This is a genomic window from Vibrio rotiferianus, from assembly GCF_002214395.1.
GTDB classification, from domain to species: domain Bacteria; phylum Pseudomonadota; class Gammaproteobacteria; order Enterobacterales; family Vibrionaceae; genus Vibrio; species Vibrio rotiferianus.
In genome coordinates this window covers 1,744,153-1,763,731 of sequence record NZ_CP018311.1, presented here as the reverse complement: position 1 = coordinate 1,763,731, position 19,579 = coordinate 1,744,153, and the positions used below count along the sequence as shown (strand labels likewise).

The window sequence follows — 19,579 nt, the reverse complement described above, 5'->3', positions numbered from 1 at the left end:
CCCTTAAACCACTTCTACGTGAAGGATGTCACCTTTCGCTTCAGGATGTTTTTCAGTGAATGTAGCCGGGCGATGCTGCTCACGGCCATCTGTCACGAACATAACATTGTCGTCACGTTCATCAGAGTTCACGAAGTGTGCAAAACGCTTCAGCTGAGTTTCATCGTTGATAGTGTCAGTCCACTCACAGCGATACTCTTCAACCAACTTCGCTACGTCTGCTTCAAGCTGCTCGTTGATTCCCAGTTTGTCTTCCATGATTACTTCACGTAGGTAATCAATACCGCCTTCTAGGTTTTCGAACCATACCGATGTGCGCTGTAGTGGTGCTGCTGTACGAATGTAGAACATCATGAATCGATCGATGTACTTGATCAGTGTTTCTTGGTCTAGGTCACCGGCTAGTAACGTTGCATGACGAGGCTTCATACCACCGTTACCACAAACGTACATGTTCCAACCTGCGTCGGTTGCGATGATGCCCAAGTCTTTACCCTGCGCTTCTGCACACTCACGAGTACAACCAGACACACCAAACTTCATCTTATGAGGTGTACGGATGCCTTTGTAACGGTTCTCGATCATTACGCCAAGGCCAACTGAATCTTGAACGCCGTAACGACACCAAGTAGAGCCAACACACGTCTTAGCCATACGCAGTGCTTTCGCATAAGCTTGGCCTGTTTCGTAACCTGCTTCGATTAGCTTTTTCCAGATTGCAGGAAGGTCATCTTTCTGCGCACCAAATAGACCGATACGTTGAGCGCCTGTGATCTTGGTGTACAGGTTGTATTCAGCGGCAACATCTGCAAGTGCTGCAAGTGCTTGTGGCGTTACTTCACCACCAGCCATACGTGGAATAACAGAGTAAGTACCATCTTTTTGCATGTTACCTAGGAAGTTATCGTTGGTATCGTGCAGCTTAACCAGAGATGGCTTCAGGATGTGGTCACCCCAGCATGAAGCAAGGATAGAGCCTGCTAGTGGTTTACACACTTCACAGCCGTAGCCTTTACCGTGTTTCTCTAGCAACTCTTCAAACGATTTAATTTCACCGATACGCACTAGATGGAAAAGCTCTTGGCGAGAGTAAGCAAAGTGCTCACAAACGTCTGCTTTTACTTCAACGCCCGCTTTTTCAAGTTCAGCGTTTAGCACTGACGTTACAAGTGGGATACAGCCACCACAGCCTGTGCCTGCACCCGTTACCGCTTTGATGTCACCAATAGTGTGGTGCCCTTGTGCAACAGCTTCAGAGATTTTGCCTTTAGTCACGTCGAAGCAAGAACAGATAACCGCGGAATCAGGCAGAGCATCTGCGCCTAGTGTTGGTTTTTCTGCGCCTGCATGAGCTGGCAGAATCAATGCGTCTGGGTGTTCTGGTAGGTCGATTTCATTCAACATTAGCTGTAGAAGATCACCGTAGTCAGAAGTATCACCGACCATCACCGCACCAAGAAGCTTCTTGTTGTCTTCTGATACGATTAAGCGTTTGTAAACTTCTTGCTCTTCGTTCTGGTAAACATAACTCTTACAACCAGGAGTACGACCGTTAGCGTCACCGATAGAACCAACTTTCACACCAAGTAATTTAAGCTTCGCTGACATGTCAGCACCTTCGAACTTGCTGTCGTTACCTACAATGTGGTCAACCGCTACCGTTGCCATCTTGTAACCAGGAGCAACTAACCCGTAGAAGGTTTCATTCCAAGAAGCACACTCGCCAATCGCGTAGATGTTCTCATCAGACGTCTGACAGAAGTCGTTAATGGCGATACCACCACGTGGTGCAACATCCAACTGCATGTCACGAGCTAGCTTATCTTGTGGGCGAATACCTGCAGAGAACACGATGAAATCGGTCTCTAGCTCAGTACCGTCGGCAAAACGCATAACGTTACGTGCATCTTTACCCTCAGGAGCGATTTCAAGTGTGTTTTTGCTCGTATGAACCTTAACACCCATGCTCTCGATTTTTTGGCGAAGTTGATTACCACCCGCTTGGTCTAGCTGTTCAGCCATCAGCTTTGGTGCGAACTCGACCACGTGCGTTTCAACGCCAAGTGCTTTCAATGCACCCGCCGCTTCAAGACCAAGTAGGCCGCCGCCGATAACAACACCGACTTTACTCTTCTTCGCGCACGCTTCGATCGCTTTTAGATCTTCGATAGTACGGTAAACAAAACAGTCTTTACTTTCACGGCCCTTGATAGGTGGAACGAACGGGAATGAGCCAGTTGCCATAATCAGCTTGTCATATTGAATTTCACGACCAGTGCTTGAATGAACGATACGCTTCTCACGGTTTACGTTAATGGCACGCTCGCCAATTAACATATTCACACCATGCTTCTCGTAGAAACCTTCTTTAACCAAAGATAACTCGTCCGCTGTATGGTGAGAAAAGTAAGAAGAAAGGTGGACACGGTCATAAGCGACACGTGGTTCTTCACAGAAAACTGTGATCTCATATTGAGATGCATCCGTTTTTTCGACTAAGTCTTCAATGTAACGGTGCCCTACCATACCGTTACCGATAACGACCAGCTTCAACTTGCTCATAATACTTCCTAAGGGTTAGGTTCTTATAACTGAGCGCATTGTTAAATGTGAAAGAAAATTAATACATGATGTAAATCAATTACGGAATCAAACTACCCTAAAGGGGTAGATGATAAAAAACCTTAGCTACAAGAGGGTTTAAGAGTAAATTTGCCACACATTTATGTAGTAAACCGTCACCACCTAACCAGACTGTTAATAATTTTTAATAAATCAAGTAAAAGTCGTCAAACTAGGTCGTTTTCGAGACACCAATCAGGCAAAAATGAAATTGATAATATTAATTAAATTGATTTGGCAAATAATAAGAATCGATTTCATAGTTTTCACTTTTGTTTATAAATAATCCGCTCAAATTGACTTGTGTCATATGTTGATCTTCATTCCAAATCTAAACTATTGCTTGAAAATCAACAGTCTGAGTTCTTGCTTTTAGCACAACTCTTCTAACCAACAGTAAAAATAGAACGACTAATATGCTCAACAAGGAATTTAGCGAAGCTGCCAACTTGATCTCCACAACCGATCCTAGCAGTCATATCACCTATGTAAATAGTGACTTTTGTGACATAGCTGGGTATGAAGATCATGAACTCATTGGCAACCCACACAATATGGTTCGTCATAAAGACATGCCGAAAGCCGCATTTAAACAAATGTGGGAATATCTCAAAGCTGGTAAGAGCTGGATGGGGCTGGTAAAGAACCAATGCAGTGACAACGAGCACCACTATTGGGTTTCCGCATTTGTAACGCCAATTCGAGATCCTCAAGGTAACGTGATTGAATACCAATCGGTTCGGTCTAAGCCTTCCCAAGAACAAATCCTACGCGCAGAAAGCCTTTACAAACAAATCTCACACAATAAAGCGAAAGTAAGACCTCGCTTCAAGTATCACCTTATAAATGCTATTGGCTTACCTGCCCTTCTGGCTTCCTTGCTCGCTTTAAGCGTGATGTCAGCAAACTGGTTACTGCTAATACCAGCTCTACTTGCGTTACTACTTTGCGGGAATGCTCTCATGCAAAAGAAACGCTTTGACGACCTGTCTGAGCTAACAAAGCAAGCGTATGAAAATGAGTTGATGGAGCACCCATACACGAATCATAAAGATGACTACTCACGCATTGAGTTGGCTTTAATGATGCGCAAAGCTGAGCTAAGAGCAGTTTCAGGTCGAGCGAGTGAAACTTCAGGGAAAATATTGGCATCAGCAGAAGATGAATTCGGCACCATACAGAGTATTGGTCAAAGCCTTCAGCAACAATGTAGCGAGACTGAACAAGTCGCAGCCGCAGTTGAAGAGCTGACTAACTCCATCAATGAAGTTTCAACGGCAGCTACTGACGCCTCTCAACTAACCGAACAAGCAAATGCTGAATCACAGAAAGGTTTAACGAGCATAGAACAGACAATATCTGAAGTGGACGCCTTAGATGAGGAGCTTACTCGTTCGCAATCTATCATTAATCAGCTTTCCAATGACAGCCAAAAAATAGACAGCATTTTGGAAGTCATTACTGCAATTTCCGAGCAAACTAATCTACTGGCCCTCAATGCTGCAATTGAAGCAGCAAGAGCCGGTGAAGCTGGTCGAGGTTTTGCAGTCGTTGCAGATGAAGTGAGAAATCTTGCGTCGAAGACTGGCTCTTCTGCTAGTGAAATTCACTCTATGATTAAGCAACTGCAAGACACTGCCAACCTTGCGGTCGAAGCAATGCAAAAAGGTAATGAACTGTCGAATAACTGCAAGGAGCGAGCTGACCAAACGGGTGAAGTTCTTCGAATGATTTCGGCTAAACTTGACTCTGTAACTGATAGTAGTCATCAAATTGCTACCGCAGTAGAACAGCAAGCTTGTGTGACACAAGAGATCAACCGAAACGTCATCAACATCAAGCAGTTAGCAGACGACACATCAGAGACGTCAAACACTTCAATTGAGCGAACCAGTCAGCTTGTCGACAGTATCGAAGCAATGCAGCGCTTGATGACTCAATTCAATCGCTAATGAAACGAAGGGCCTGAATCATATAAGGCCCTTCTTTTTTGCCTTCAGAAAACATTCCTATATCTATTGCCTAGCTAGAGACATTGTAATAACGCAAAAGCAAAGAACTACTCAGTTTTGAATGCTGTTGTTTTGGGGCCATCGATGCAACAAAGTTAAGGGTGAAACAAAGTTAATGCTTGATACGTAGCGACAGATCAGTTGGTGAATAAAATGGAAAATTTAGATGGAGGCGCCTCCCGGAATCGAACCGAGGTCCACGGATTTGCAATCCGCTGCATAGCCACTCTGCCAAGGCGCCATCTTTGAGTTTCGTAGAGAAACATTTGAAAGGTTGTCTCGGGACTTCCCCCTAGAACAGGCGTGTACTTTAATGATTTATTTCGTTTAGTCAAAGATTAATTTGTTAAAAAAGAACGTTAGCTAAAAAGACCATCAAAATGGCGGCTTTGCATACAAACTCCGTATGCCTTTAGCACTTTGTCAAACCACTAAGCTTCAACTCTCCCGCCAATAACGATTACGACCACTAAAAATCTGCCGTGCTGTCGTGTGAAAAACAAACGAACAAATGCAAAAAGCCCCGTCATCACTGACGGGGCTTAATAATTCTATATATTCGAATGGAGGCGCTTCCCGGAATCGAACCGAGGTCCACGGATTTGCAATCCGCTGCATAGCCACTCTGCCAAGGCGCCTTACCGAATTTTATTGTTCTCATATAATGAGGGATGGTGTCCCGACCGGAATTGATGGTCCGACACTCGGCCGGTCAACTCGACGGAAGGATTTTCAATCCACACACTAAAACTAGCTGATGGTGCCCCGGGCCGGACTTGAACCGGCACAACGCGAACGTCGAGGGATTTTAAATCCCTTGTGTCTACCAATTCCACCACCAGGGCAACGCAATCAATGCGATGGCAACACCACCTGCTCTAACGACCTTTGCCGCGAGAACGAGGCGTACTTTAACTCAATGAATTTTTAGGTCAACCGTTTATTTTATCTTTTTTATTCATATGTTTAAAAAGCAACCCAGCATGATCGCTATTCATACAATCGGTATAACATTTATCCATCAACTTCTGTTTGAGTTTATGGTGTATTCAGCTTTGACACACGTTCTGTTCAGAGTCAGTTACACTTTGTTCACTCAGTGAACACCCGCACAAGCCCTCCATTTAATTGTTTTTATTCAAGTGCTTAGTACCCCCGTCAAATAGATCCCGTCCGCTTTGGGTAGACAAACTGTGCAAAGGCAAACACACCCAAAATAATTATCCACACAAAAACAACCACTTATACATGGAACACTCTATGCTATGACTCCGGTGCAGTATCGAACTTATTTCTGAAAGAACAACGATGCGGTTGTATAGCTCGCTCTATACCCGCCGGAGGTTTTATGAAAGAAACAAACAATACGCGCTGGTACAATATGGACTTCAGTTGTATCAGTTCTCTAAACACAAAACTGATCAAGTTACTCACTTCGCTTTTGGTCTGTTGTGCGTTTTTAGCATCGCATAACGTCCGAGCCGAAGCTGGTCCTCCTTCAGGTCAAGGCGTTCAACCAGTTCAATACAACGGTAATCCTACCTGTGCTGACTTCTATGGAATACCAGACCTCGAAGAATTCAAAATTGAACCTGTTGCAGATGGTGTTTACTCTGATGGTGAGCTAGAAGTTGCAATATCGGTACAAGAAGGGGCCAAAACGTTTTCTTGGGATCAAGGTTCAAGTCCAGTCATCATTCAAGGCATCTTTGTGAAAGGTGGTCCTACTGGTAACTTGTATGAGTATTTTTCCGATGGCATTTTAGTTAGTAGTGATACAGGATTACATTCTCCAGTACGTCGAGGGGATGATTTTTATGGTTTAAGCCACATCTCTTTTTGTTACACCCCTGGTAAACCAGAAATCAAAATCACTAAAGTCTGTACCTTTAACAACATTGTTAACGGCGACTCCTTACAATATGACTACGAGCTGAAAGTCGAAAATACTGGTCAGTTACCTCTTTACGATATTAAAGCAACAGACACCACAGCCGTTGAAGAAGACCTCGATAACGGTGTTCATATGTTTGAACTTGCGACGCTTGGCGTTGGCGACTATCAAACATTTAACGGCACCTTTAGAGTCGCTCAGAATGGTATTACCAACTACGCAGAAGTAACGGCTGCACTTGCTGGTGGTGGAGAGGTTGCAGTTTCAGACAATGCCGATTGGGAATGTCCAAATCAAAACATTCCTGGCGCGCTAACGCTTCAAAAAGAGTGTAACGTGATTGTCGTGAACCGCTTTGCAAACACAGGTATTCATGAGTACGGTCTTGAAGTCAATTACAATGGTAGTGTTTGTAACACATCAGACATTACAATAAATGACGTTGTTGTAATTGATAACAAAGACTCTGATCCTATCCTTATCGGTACACTGACTCCGGGTCAATGTGCAGACTTCGAAGGTGATTATGAGCCTGTACCGGGCGAAAGTGATGGACTGCCTCTAGCGGGTGGAGATGTTCCGCCATTTGCTGACACGGTGGATGCTATTGGTGAAACCGTCTTTGGTGCAACAGTACAAGCAATGACTGCCTATGCTGAATGTACTCTATGTCCAACTTGCCCAGAACCTGTTCAATGTCCTGAATAAAGACTGAAACTGGTAACCCAAAAGAATAAATGCCCGACATATCATATGCCGGGCATTTTAACTAAGTTACTTATTGTTGCCTTTACCTGGCTTAGATCCATTGCCACCACCATCTGATGACTCTTGCAAAGTGATGCTAACCCATGCGGTGGAGCTACTTTGACCGTCGCTTATGGTGTAGCTGAAGCTGTCCGTATTTTTAAATCGCTTTTCTGGCGTGTAACGGAAGGTTCCATCAGACAATAATTCAACTCGACCCTTACTTGGGCTAGTGTATGAAACAATAGAAGCCTTCGTTTCCTCATCAATCACATCGTTAGCAAGTACATCAATGGTTACTGGCTGCTTTTGTGTTAGCACAACGCTATCGTTAACGGCGCTTAACTCGGGAATTGTTCCAACCTCTTCAATCACAGTGTAAGTCACTGTTCCTGTCGCACTAGCACTAGAGTCTTGGCTATGCAAAGCGGTCATGCCGATCGCATAGTCTTTTGTAGTTGCGTTACTCGCTGAAGTCACAGTCAATAGCAATTGGCCAGACTCCCCCGGAGCTAAGGTTAATTGTCCATTTGTAGCTTGCCAACCACTTGGTACAGTCGCGTTCACGGTAAACGTCGTATTCGCACAATCTGCACTATCTTGGTTAGTGACAGCCACTTGATACTGCACACTTTCTCCAGCATAAACAGAACTGTCTGTTGTTGCTGTTGCTTTGAGTATTGGCATATGGGTAGTACAAACCTTATCATCACCACCATTGCCTGGATTTCCAAAATGAATGTTCACTTCAGCCATACCATTTGCAGCACTATTCAAAGTCATGGTGACACCTGAATCCGGGTCAGTGTATGTTCCACCTACTGGCATTGCTGGATCAAACCAATCATTTCGACCAAATACAGCCTTGTACTCAGAATCTGTTTTAAAATGAAGAAGACTACTGCTACGTGCATCACCATCAGTCGCACTGCGGATAATGATGCCATCCGTCACATCACCACGGTAGAAAGAGTACGAGCGACCATCAAGAAAATCATCAAAACCTACAGACTGACGATATTCAATGTAGAACCAACGCATCATTCCTGTCGTTGAATCTAAACCACGAGGCACTTTTAGTGTAATCGGCTGATCACTTTGCACCTCATAATTTGCGATTGAATAGTTACCGTCTTGTGTTACTTCAATTGTCTTGCTTGAATGCTCACCATCTAACCATCCTAACTGCTCTCGTTGGAATGTGTTGAAGTACCCGATATCAGGGCCACCCATGACATCGTAGGTGTCACCATATTCACGAATTTCACATTGGCTACCCAAGGTTTCATCACCACAATCTAAAGCGCGAGAGTGATGCAAGCCAAAGTTGTGTCCAAGCTCATGCGTAATGTTGGTTGCGGAAAAATCTCCGTTAATGTGAGCTCTTGAAGGTATACCTTGTAGGGTTGCAGAGCCAGCGACACCACATGCTGTTTTTGTCATGAGGTAAATAATGCGGTCGTAGTTCGCCAAAGGAACGCCAGCCGCCACCGCTTTATCATCAGCAGCATTTTGCACAGCTGTAAAGTCACAAACCTGATTTGAAAGCGGTAGAGTGAACCAACCTGCCACCTCACCAGATAACCAAGTTTGTTCAAAAGATGCTTCACGGTAGAAATTGTTTATTTCACCGAATACAAGACTCTCGGCTTGAGCGATGCTAATAGGTTGGTCGTTTGGGTTTTCTTGGAAGTTAACCAGTAGAACCAATGTTTTTTGTTCACCTTTCGTAGGCAGCATATCACCTGCGAACGCCGAAAATGTAGAGATACTAAGTAGTGCAGCAACAGAAACTGCAACTTTTCCTTTTGCTCTCAGCGCTAAGCCTGAAACAAAACTTAAGACATTGGTAGAGTTGAATAAATTCAATTTATTAACCTCAAATTTAGCCTTTTAAATATACAAAGACAGAATGCAACTTTAAATTACCGACAGCATTCATCTCCTTTCAAGAAAAGAAAGTAATGAAGTTCAATAATCACAATTAAAAATGACGCTTTGATTTTTAACGTCAATATAATTTAGAACACTATTCTAATTAGAATAATGATTGTTGTAGAGTTTATATAATTACATCTATTAGATTTCGTCCACCTACGATAAATTTAAGTCGTCAAATAAATATACGAGTACAGAATTCATCGCGTAACAGACGCGAGGTTTCATTAGCCCCAAAATAGACTGTGCTTGGGTGATTTAAGGTATTCAACACGCAAAAAGACCGGACATTCCGATACTACGGGATGCACTGATACACACCAAGCCCTGCTCGACTTGGGAATACGCCTGTAATCACAAAGGTAGGTTTCTAGTTCGAATCGCCTAGAAAAACTGACTTATTCCACCACTTTATATCCATTTATTAGAATGACTGTAATTCGTTGTGAATGCGATACTAGCAAACTAATAGATTAAATTTCAACCAACCTAGTTATCAATTTTGATAGTTTTTAAATAACGCTTTGCAAATCATGCCGATGCCGAAAAATAAATTTACTTTACTTAACTCGTTATGAAATTGAAATAATATAAACAATATTATTATGGCACAGATTTAATATTACCTAAATATAAGCCCATAAAAACATTATGTTAGCGTTTAAAATTAAAATTTTTATCAGCAGCAATGGGGATAGTGAGAGCAATATTCTAAAATTAATTACATCTATACCCAAGTAACCTCGAGATGCCCGAGTATACACAGGGAGAACTGAACATGAGCGTTAGTCAAAAGCCAGCTTTTGAATTGATTTTGCACACAGAATCGGATTTAACTTTTATCCTACCCCGCTTTTTCTCTCATGAATTCGGTTACGCCCGGCAGCTTGAGCAAGGGGTTAAAGCTGGTGAGAATGTAGAGTTTAATCATCAATACAGGGTAACATTGCGTCGAATCCGCTCTCTTAGCCAACTCTTAAAAGATGTACTGCCTGCTTTTGAACGTCGCTTATTAGCCTACAACCTCAGAATAATGATGAAGCAAACCAATTACTTACGTGATTTAGATGTCTTTGTTGCCGAAAAATCGTCTTACTTAGACAAACAACTCAAGTATCAAGGCGCACTAAAATCTATATTCGATCATATACAGCATTCGAGGGAGGTAGAGCAAAAACGAGTCTCAGATTGGCTCGAGACAGATTGCTATAGGAAAACATGTGTAATCATTGAAAATAGCCTGCAAAGAGCAAGCGTGCATGAAAGTCTTGAAACAGAAATGGGGACTTTAGAATATGCCAATCAGAAGATTTCGCTACATGCGGGCAAAATCTATAAGTTAAGCCGCAAACTTGGAACACAAAGCTCTGACGACGACATTCATAAACTACGCATAGAATGTAAAAAGCTGCGTTACTTACTAGACTTTTTCACCAACCTGTATCCAAAGAAAGCACACAACCAGAACATTCATCAATTGAAGCTTATGCAGAATCGCTTGGGCGACTTTAACGACAGCGTAACCCAAATTGTGTTTCTATCTAGCCTCAAATCCAAATATGATCTCGGCAAAAAAGGCAAACAAACGATACGTTCCTTGATAAAACAAAAAAAGTGCTTCGCTCTCAACAAAGAGCGAGCGCTTTGGATGTACTAAAACAGTTTAGAAAACGGGTGGAATCAGTCGATTTCTTGTCCGTTTATAAAAAAAATAAGCCGAGATCAACCGATCTCGGCTTATCGTGAACAACTGAAATTACAACTTAAAACGCGATAGCTCTGACTTTAAGTTATTAGCTAAATGGTTTAGTTGTTGCGCTTGTCCAACGGCCTCTGTCGCATCACTTGCCATCACTTCGCTTACTTCACGAACTGACTCGGTATTGGCGTTAATTTCCGCAGTCACCAACGATTGTTCTTCTGCCGCAGACGCTATCTGCGTCGCCATATCGCTGATCATCTGAATAGCATCACGGATTTGTGACAAACTCTCACCAGCTAAATCAACATCGTGAACACTGGTTTTCGCCATATCATGACTTTGTGTCATCACCTTCACAGCACCGTCTGTCGCTTGTTGCAAACGTTTGATCTTATCTTCAATCTCTTCTGTTGAAGCATGTGTACGTTGAGACAACACACGAACTTCATCTGCCACCACAGCAAAACCTCGTCCCTGCTCACCCGCGCGAGCGGCTTCAATAGCAGCATTTAATGCCAGTAAATTGGTTTGCTCAGCAATTTCTCGGATTGTCGCCAGAATGGTTGCAATCTGATTACCGTGCTCTTCAAGCTCGCTAATAATTGAGACCGCACTAGTCAGTTCATTCGCCAGTTCGTTGATTGATGCTTGGCTTTTCTCCATTTGTTTGAAGCCCTGATCACTCAACTCTACTGAATGGCTTGCACTCTTCGCCGTATTATCCGCATTGGATGCAATTTCAGCCGTGGCTGTCGCCATTTCTGTCACCGCCGTGGCGACCATTGTGATCTCATCTTGCTGCCTACTTACGCTTTCATTACGCTTCGTTGCACTTACGTTGGCATGATCGGCGCCTTGTGTCATCGCCGTCGAAACCTCGCTTACGTTTTTCATCATTTGACGTAAGCGATCCACAAATACGTTAAACTTCTCAGCTAATTGACCAACTTCATCTTGGCTAGTGACCTCCAATCGACGAGTTAAATCTCCCTCGCCTTCAGCAATATCAGCCAGAGCCTCACTTACACGACCAAGCTCTACTAACTGACGCGCAACGAACCAAGATGTCGCAATCGCCATGACGATTAGTACAATCAGCCCTGTTGTAATTTGGCTACTCAGCATGTCAAACAGAGGTTGCTCTAACACGCTTTTGTCCATTTCAATCACGAGTAACCAATCCGTATTTTTGATTGGCTCTGCCATCACAACTTTGTCTTTACCATCAACGACAGTGAAGATTGTAGCGAGATTTTGTGACGCTTGATTTAGGCTATCAATGTTTAGCTCAGGTGCAATCTCAGAGACTTGCTTCAAAATAAAGTCTTTGTTTTTGTGGGCTACGACCGTACCTTGACGATCTATCAGAATAGCGTGACCATCACCAGGGACTTCAATCGCCAATACGTCCTGAATAAGCTTATCCAACGCTAAATTGGACGCTGCAACACCAACGATTTGACCACTTTCTATAACAGGGTCAGTAAGCGTTACGACCAAGGTTTGCATGGTGACACTAACATATGGCTTAGTTGTGATTGCTTTGTTCTCCGCCAATGTTTGTTTGTACCAACCACGAACTCTTGGATCGTACCCCGCTTTATTCAATGATGGATCGTGGCGAAACATCTCTCCTTGTTTGTTTCCGTAATAACTAAGGCCAAATCCCCCAGAGACTAGGGTCTGGCGTAAATGAGGAACAATGTCCAATGATGGATCAAGTTGGATCTGCTGCTTCAAACCATGGACAGCCTGCTTTTTGTCATAGAACCAATCGCCAATACCTTTCGCATTCGCTTGCAAGATATTGCGACTCTCACTTTCTATCGCTTGCCAACTATTACCTTGAAAAGTCTTATAACCAATGAAAAGAAGAATCGCAGATGTGATTGCAATTGCCAAAACCACAGAGAAAACCATTTTTCTCTTTAGACTTAATTGCATAAATAGAACCTCTTATAAAACCACTGACAAAAGATAATCCTCTCATCTATGCCACTGATTTTCAGCGATATAAACCCCATATCAATTCAATCAATTACATATAGTTCACTGGTTTGTGATTTGCATTCAATTACAATCGCTTATGAGCATACCAGCCTGTTTAATCATGCATTAGCCAACACCTTAAAGTGGTTAAAATTTACTCACAGTCATATCTTTTTAATATTTCAGTCTTAGAGTTTGTCATTGACACAAACAAAGAAGTCTTAAGTGAAACCTTTAAAACGATACCAATACGAACGCTACGCTGTACTGTGCAATCTCGCTTACCCTAGAGTGTTTAAGCAGACTCGCTATGGGTTTGATCCTAATGGACAGCGAATCATTAAAAACCAGTTTGGTAAAATCATGGCTCGTGTTTTATGGAATAGAAAGCACACAGAAGTTGTCGTGGTGATCAAAGGCTCGCATAGTATGACTGATTGGTTGTTGAACTTCGCAATGTGGACTCGTAGCTGCAAACGCTTAGGACTTCCCTATCGCATTCATGCAGGTTTTTACTATTTGTTATTTCAAGAAAGCCAACCATCACGAAATGAAGACCGTCTCGGTTTAAGCGTCATTGAACGACTAGAAGCCACTGTTGTTCCACTAATACTTCAAGGCAAGCGAATAACCATTACTGGGCACTCTTCAGGAGGGGCGATTGGAAGTGTGTTTGCCGATTACATTGAACGTAAGTATCCAAAAAGCATTAAACGAGTGGTGACATTTGGACAGCCCGCTATTGGCGATTGGATGTTCAAAAATCACTATCGTTTGGGGCACAAAACCTATCGGATCTGCTGCGACATCGATATTGTTACTTTTATGCCACCAATACCGTTCCTCTATTGGCATGTGGGTAAATTGCTTTGGCTCTATAACGGGAGAATTTACGAGAACACACCAACATTAATACGTTTAGGGCGCTCGTTGGTGAGTTGGTTGATTCGCCCTTTCTCCTATCACCTAATGAGCAAGTATATTCGTAACAAAGACTTTTTTGATGAGCGGTAGTCCAGTATGACACTTCATTGGCACGAGGAGCAGAAACGAAAAGAGCCAGCATTGAGCTGGCTCTTTTTGTCTTAGTAAGAATTACAAGGAAGCAATTTCTTTATCAAGTTGGTACTTGTTGTCGGTAACGATGCGCTCTAATACTTCAACACGCTGTTTGAGCTCAGCAACTTGCTTGTTCAAACCATCTCGCTCTTCTTGACTCATCTGGTTGCGCTCGGAAATCTCAAGCGCTCTTACTTCTTTACGATGATTGAGAATCAGCTTAACGATACCACCACCAAATATTGCACCAAATACAATCGCAACAATCAAAACGTCAGCCATAGATTCCTTTCCTTAATCTGCCTATCGATAATGCTCAGGTATAAAGTTACGCATTTGTTTTATGAATATCAAACAAGACATTGATTAAATGCGAACTATTTTCGAAATTGGTCACAACTGTAATTCAGTCTCAAGCGCTATTTAACGCTCACCCACACAGAAACCGAGCCACCGTTTACCGGGAACTCAGCCCAACCATTTGCGTCAGTCCAAACTTCTTCCGTGCGAATTCCAAGCTTATCAACGTAGCGAGTACTTGGTGAACCAGTGTACATCCATTTCGTTCCACCGGGACCATCACTCATAATGACAGCCATTGAGTTCGGATGTTCTGCGTCTCCTTCGCGCGTCCAACCAATCACATCCCAATGATCTAGGTAAGAGTGTTGTTTACCATAGGCGTAATCTTTACGAGCTTTAACTAGCTCTTCAATGTAAGGCACCTTAGCCATATTGATGTCGTGCCCTTTATCACTGTATTGCGCGCCATAGTAATCGGCGTAGAAAACGGATGGGTAACCTTCTTCACGTAATAAGATGAACGCATAAGCGAGCGGTTTGAACCACCAATCGACTGGAGACTCTAATGCTTGTAGAGGTTGTGTATCGTGGTTCTCAACCAATGTTACCGCTTTCACCGGATTGTCCTTCATTAAGGTACCATCCATGATACGGCGCATATCGAAGTTGCCACCAGAGCGTGAAGCGTTATAGAAGTTCATATGTAACGGAGCATCAAACAGTGACATGCTACCAGAAGTCTTGGTAATAAAATTGTGTAGATTGTTGACGTCGTAGTTCCAGTATTCACCGACCGTAAATAGCTCTTTACCCGTTTTCCAACGTAAGTATTCGATCCACTCTTGCAGGTATTGGTATTTGATGTGTTTGACTGCGTCCATTCGGAAGCCATCAACACCAGTCATGTTTAGGTACCATTCACCCCAATCTTTAAGCTCTTGCTTAACCTCTGGGTGATCCATATCTAAGTCTGCGTACATTAGGTAGTCATAGTTGCCCTTTTCAGAGCTGACTTCCCAATCCCATGCTTTACCATCCCCTTTAAATTTGAAGATCGCCTTTTCTTGGCCTGCATCATCCCAATCGACACCATCAAAGTGGTACCAAGTCCAATGGAAGTCTGAATATTTGTCGTTACGACCAGGAAAAGTAAATTCGACCCAAGCTTCGATCCATTTATCGCCCAGTTCAATATTACGGTTATTCCAGTCTACACGCTTTGTATCTACCCAGGACTTGCCATCGGCACCACCACGGTGGTTAAACACAACATCACCATAGATTTGAATGTTGTTGCTATGAGCGGCTTGAACCGCGCTTAGATACTGATCTTTCGTACCGTACTTGGTGCGTACCGATCCTTGTTGATCAAATTCGCCCAAATCATACATATCGTAAACACCATACCCCACATCATTGCTGCCACCAGCCCCCTTATACGCTGGAGGTAGCCAAAGCGCCGTAAAACCATTATCCGATAAGGCCGGCGCATTGTTTTCTACTTGCGTCCACAGAGCTCCGTCATTGGGTACATACCAATGGAAATATTGCATCATAGTTCCATTTTGTGCCGCCATAACTGGCGAACTGAGCAACAAGGTTAAGGGTAAAAGTGTAGGTTTAAGGTTGAATGTTTTCATTATATTTTCTCTCACGTTTTAAGACGAAGTGCGAGCCGACTTGAGGTAAACATGGCAGTTAGCTTTAAACCCCCCAACTAACCGTCTGTTGTACAACAAAAAGCTCGGACTACAATCGAGAAAAAATTATCATTAATCGACCTCTACAATTGTTGAGAGGTGTAACATTTATAAAACCAATAATTAAATAGCATTATTTTTGGAAGTAAGATCAAATAGTCAGGGTGGAGATGGCTGCCAGAGCGACTGCCTTAAGTTTTTGGGCACGGTTTTGTCTACGCCAAAAACGAAAAAAGCCCGTCATAGTGACGAGCTTTCGAAATAATGGAGGCGCCTCCCGGAATCGAACCGAGGTCCACGGATTTGCAATCCGCTGCATAGCCACTCTGCCAAGGCGCCTTACCGAATTTTATTGTTCTCATATAATGAGGGATGGTGCCCCGGGCCGGAATTGATGGTCCGACAATCGGCCGGTCAACTCGACGGCGGGTTATTAAATCCACGCACTCAATTTGCGGATGGTGCCCCGGGCCGGACTTGAACCGGCACAACGCGAACGTCGAGGGATTTTAAATCCCTTGTGTCTACCAATTCCACCACCAGGGCAACGCAATCAATGCGATGGCAACACCACCTGCTCTAACGACCTTCGCCGTGAGAACGAGGCGTACTTTAACGGAATAAATTTTCAGGTCAACAATAATATTTATCTTTTTGATTCATACGGTTAAAAAGCCATCCCCTCCGAACAAAATACACCCAAAAAGTAAAATAGGGAAACCACATACGAGCTATTTGGGGATAGTGGCATCTATACCCCTCTAGTTTCAGTTCATCTGCAAGTGTCCACCTGTAAACCTGCTAGACACCCTATCTTCTTTTAAATTAAATCAATAACCAATTGATTTTGTTCTTTATTATCAACATCGCAACACCTACTGGTGAACACTCTGTAAACCAAATCTAATTAACTGAACAAAATAATATGTAAAAAACCATAAAATCAGTTAGTTACGTTCTGGTTTGTTTCTTGCTGCTAGTCGGTCGCTGACAAGTACTCCCTACGTTACAAACCAAGCAAGTATTTTGGAGTGCTTGTGTGAAATGGAGGGGCAAGCATTACGTGTGTCCAATGATACCAGATCCAGTGTTGGCATCATTGGGCACTCCCATCGCCCTTTAGTCAACTTTCAATAAAAAAGAAGGTAGATGATGGAACATTTAATATATAGCCGACTTAGCAAAACACTCGGCATAGCTATGCTAAGTACGGCGACCCTATATGGGGTAACAAACTCAACGCCAGCATACGGGACACAACAATACATAGCCCCGAATCTGGAAACCGAGCTTTGTATGGCAGATGCATTTTTAGCCGTTGCCAATTCTGAATCGAGCAGAGAAGTGACTCTACCTCAAGATGCATTGAACTGTACCGCCAACGATGTGGAAATTACTAAGTTAGATAATGAGAGTATTTCCGAATGTAATCTTGGGGAAGTCGTAGAATTCTACGCTGATGTCACTATTCGTACCAACGCAAATGAGCGCTACGATACAACATTTTATAACTCACTCTCAGGTCAGAGTCCTCAATCAGTTCAAGTGGCTGAAAGCGATCCCATCGCAATGCCAGGGGGCGGTACAACAGACTACCCTTACTATTGTAGTGTCTTGCTTCCTCTCGCTTCTGAAGCCTTTGGCCCAGCATATAAGGATCTAGACTTCGATGCGTGTGGTGATATCACCAAGGCTAATGGGGTAGATAGTTACACGTTACCACAACAAAAAATCACTATGTTGTGTGAAGACCCTGATGAAGATAACCTAGCTGATTTCAGATACTGTGCTGCGTGGGATAACACAGATGATAATGTCTGTACAACGGACTACGATCCTGTCCCAGGACAAGTTCCTAATACCAAGTCAAAATGTAACTGTGATGTCCTTACTACAAATATCTTTATTAAACCGAAACCTCCAGTAATTACGAAAACCATCGTATCCCCAGACCCTGCTACTCGCACCGAGCCTGGTGGTGAATACACCTTTAATCTCAGTTTCACTAACCCGAATTCTAGAACTTCTTTGTTCCTAAGTGCCGTTAGTGATGAAATCGATATTAATGGTAATGGTACCTATGATGAGAGTTTGAATCTTTGGAGTGCTGGAGCGCCTGCTGGTACCAGTGATGATGTGTATCTAATTAGTAGTAACTGTGAAGTCGGTACTCCTTTGCTCGAAATAGCTCCGAGTGGTACATACAGTTGTCAATTCACTGTGCATATCGTAGATTCCGACCTACCAGATGATCAAAGCCCTGAGTTTTATAAAGACGTCATCAAGATCACAATGGAAGATAAAAATGGTGATCCAGTGACAAATGGTGAAACTTGTCCACCAGGTGTTGGGTTGGCCGCGAATGGGGAATACTGCAGTAATGAAAAAACTGTAGAAGTGACAAACCTACCACCAACAATTACCGTTGAAAAAACTGCAAGCACCAATGAAGTGTTAGAACCTGGAGCATTCGTCACTTTTTATGTAGCAGTGACCAATACCTCAGCAGAATATGACTCACCACTAACATTAACCAGCCTAACTGATACCATCGACGGAATCGAGACCTCTTTAGATGGCGTAGGTACCTGTGCGACAGGCGGTCAAATTGCTTTCGATAGCACATACAACTGTGAATTCACCCAGTTTGTTGGCGGAGACCAAGGAGAATCGGTCACTAACCTTGTTACTGCTAAAGCAATAGACAACGAAAATGACGAAGCCACCCATTCGGAATCAGAGACAGTTTCGATTCGTGACGTCCCATCAGTGGTAGAGTTAATCAAAACGGCCAATCCAACCGAAGTTGATGAAACCGGTGATGATCCGAACTTGTATCGCGATGTCGACTACACCTTTGAATTTACAGTTTTAACCGTAGATTCATTAGGCAATCCTACTGTCGACGATGTTACGTTTGACGAGTTAGTTGATGTGGTTGACGGTGTCAGTACCGATCTAACCAGTCAATGTGACGCGTTACCTGTCACACTATCTCCTGGAGAGTCCGACAGCTGTACCATTACGCTCTCAATACAAGGTGATGCTGGTGATACTCGACTTAATGTCGCCACTATTTATGGTACTGATGAAGACGGATTGGACGTTTATGATGATGATGATGCTACCGTTACATTCTTGAATGTTCCTTTGCAGCTCACACCAGAATTCGCGATGAAAGCAACCGCATTCGTACGTATCGTCAATGGTGGTGTGGATAACATGACCATCACGACAATGAACTTTGATGGCGTAGCCATTGTAGATAATGCGACCGATGATGTTGTTAACCCTAGCTTCGTCATTCAAGATCTAGCCGCTATTAGTAGCTATGATGACATTGTCTCACCTTTCTTCTGTTCAACTGGCGTAGTGATAGCCCCTGGAGGAGAATATGAATGTAGCTTTACGATTAAGCTATTCCCAGGCTTAGATCCAAATGATGGTAGTATTAACTTCTCGTTGAAAGATCTGGATATTGTAGTGGCAGATAATGATGGAAGTTCTGAGAACGCAACCGTTTCTCTTACTATTCAAACAGCTGAACCAGCATTACCTTAGTCGTAACTACAACGCTTGAATACCACGTTAAGTAAAAGAGTATTCATCTGTT

General features: G+C 43.1%; 10 protein-coding genes and 5 tRNA genes. 5 read left to right on the top strand and 10 right to left on the bottom strand.

The window, feature by feature from the left end:
- Positions 1-3 precede the first annotated feature (3 nt).
- A complete protein-coding gene (gene nirB, locus BSZ04_RS08135) occupies positions 4-2,562 on the bottom strand; it encodes a nitrite reductase large subunit NirB (protein ID WP_088880124.1) in 2,559 nt (852 codons plus the stop codon).
- Between the two features lie 476 nt (positions 2,563-3,038).
- Here nirB and BSZ04_RS08130 point away from each other — a divergent pair, with 476 nt between their 5' ends.
- The gene (locus tag BSZ04_RS08130) at positions 3,039-4,574 is read left to right on the top strand and encodes a methyl-accepting chemotaxis protein (RefSeq protein WP_088880123.1); all 1,536 of its coding nucleotides are present in this window, start codon (positions 3,039-3,041) and stop codon (positions 4,572-4,574) included.
- A gap of 227 nt (positions 4,575-4,801) precedes the next feature.
- Here BSZ04_RS08130 and BSZ04_RS08125 read toward each other — a convergent pair.
- From BSZ04_RS08125 to BSZ04_RS08115, 3 genes are all read right to left on the bottom strand, one after another.
- Positions 4,802-4,875 (bottom strand) — tRNA-Cys (locus BSZ04_RS08125).
- Positions 4,876-5,198: 323 nt separating this feature from the next.
- Positions 5,199-5,272 (bottom strand) — tRNA-Cys (locus BSZ04_RS08120).
- A 120-nt stretch (positions 5,273-5,392) separates the two neighbouring features.
- Positions 5,393-5,479 (bottom strand) — tRNA-Leu (locus BSZ04_RS08115).
- A gap of 503 nt (positions 5,480-5,982) precedes the next feature.
- Between BSZ04_RS08115 and BSZ04_RS08110 the strand changes: the two genes are divergently transcribed.
- On the top strand, positions 5,983-7,236 hold the full coding sequence (locus BSZ04_RS08110; protein WP_088880122.1) for a hypothetical protein: 1,254 nt from the start codon (positions 5,983-5,985) through the stop codon (positions 7,234-7,236).
- Between the two features lie 66 nt (positions 7,237-7,302).
- Here the strand turns inward: BSZ04_RS08110 and BSZ04_RS08105 are convergent, their stop codons facing one another.
- Positions 7,303-9,144 (bottom strand): Ig-like domain-containing protein, encoded by a 1,842-nt coding sequence (locus BSZ04_RS08105; RefSeq protein ID WP_088880121.1) that lies wholly within the window; start codon positions 9,142-9,144, stop codon positions 7,303-7,305.
- A gap of 847 nt (positions 9,145-9,991) precedes the next feature.
- Between BSZ04_RS08105 and BSZ04_RS08100 the strand changes: the two genes are divergently transcribed.
- Positions 9,992-10,870 carry a CHAD domain-containing protein gene (locus BSZ04_RS08100; RefSeq protein WP_161493756.1) on the top strand — a complete coding sequence of 293 codons (879 nt, stop codon included), beginning with the start codon at positions 9,992-9,994 and terminating at the stop codon, positions 10,868-10,870.
- Between the two features lie 99 nt (positions 10,871-10,969).
- Here BSZ04_RS08100 and BSZ04_RS08095 read toward each other — a convergent pair whose 3' ends face one another.
- Complete coding sequence (locus BSZ04_RS08095) at positions 10,970-12,859, bottom strand: methyl-accepting chemotaxis protein (protein WP_456154941.1); 1,890 nt, start codon at positions 12,857-12,859, stop codon at positions 10,970-10,972.
- A 270-nt stretch (positions 12,860-13,129) separates the two neighbouring features.
- On the opposite strand from BSZ04_RS08095, the gene BSZ04_RS08090 reads away from it, so the two are divergent.
- Positions 13,130-13,918: a lipase family protein gene (locus tag BSZ04_RS08090; protein ID WP_088880118.1), complete on the top strand. Its 789-nt coding sequence runs from the start codon at positions 13,130-13,132 to the stop codon at positions 13,916-13,918.
- 81 nt (positions 13,919-13,999) lie between these two features.
- Here the strand turns inward: BSZ04_RS08090 and BSZ04_RS08085 are convergent, their stop codons facing one another.
- The 4 genes from BSZ04_RS08085 to BSZ04_RS08070 all read right to left on the bottom strand — a co-directional run bounded on the left by BSZ04_RS08085 (position 14,000) and on the right by BSZ04_RS08070 (position 16,512).
- Positions 14,000-14,245, bottom strand: coding sequence for a hypothetical protein (locus BSZ04_RS08085; protein WP_010451657.1), 246 nt, complete (start codon positions 14,243-14,245; stop codon positions 14,000-14,002).
- Positions 14,246-14,382: 137 nt separating this feature from the next.
- A complete protein-coding gene (gene amyS, locus BSZ04_RS08080; RefSeq protein ID WP_071235960.1) occupies positions 14,383-15,906 on the bottom strand; it encodes an alpha-amylase in 1,524 nt (507 codons plus the stop codon).
- A gap of 325 nt (positions 15,907-16,231) precedes the next feature.
- Positions 16,232-16,305, bottom strand: a tRNA-Cys gene (locus tag BSZ04_RS08075).
- 120 nt (positions 16,306-16,425) lie between these two features.
- A tRNA-Leu gene (locus BSZ04_RS08070) sits at positions 16,426-16,512 on the bottom strand.
- A gap of 603 nt (positions 16,513-17,115) precedes the next feature.
- Between BSZ04_RS08070 and BSZ04_RS08065 the strand changes: the two genes are divergently transcribed.
- Positions 17,116-19,527, top strand: coding sequence for a hypothetical protein (locus tag BSZ04_RS08065; RefSeq protein ID WP_088880117.1), 2,412 nt, complete (start codon positions 17,116-17,118; stop codon positions 19,525-19,527).
- Positions 19,528-19,579: the final 52 nt, after the last annotated feature.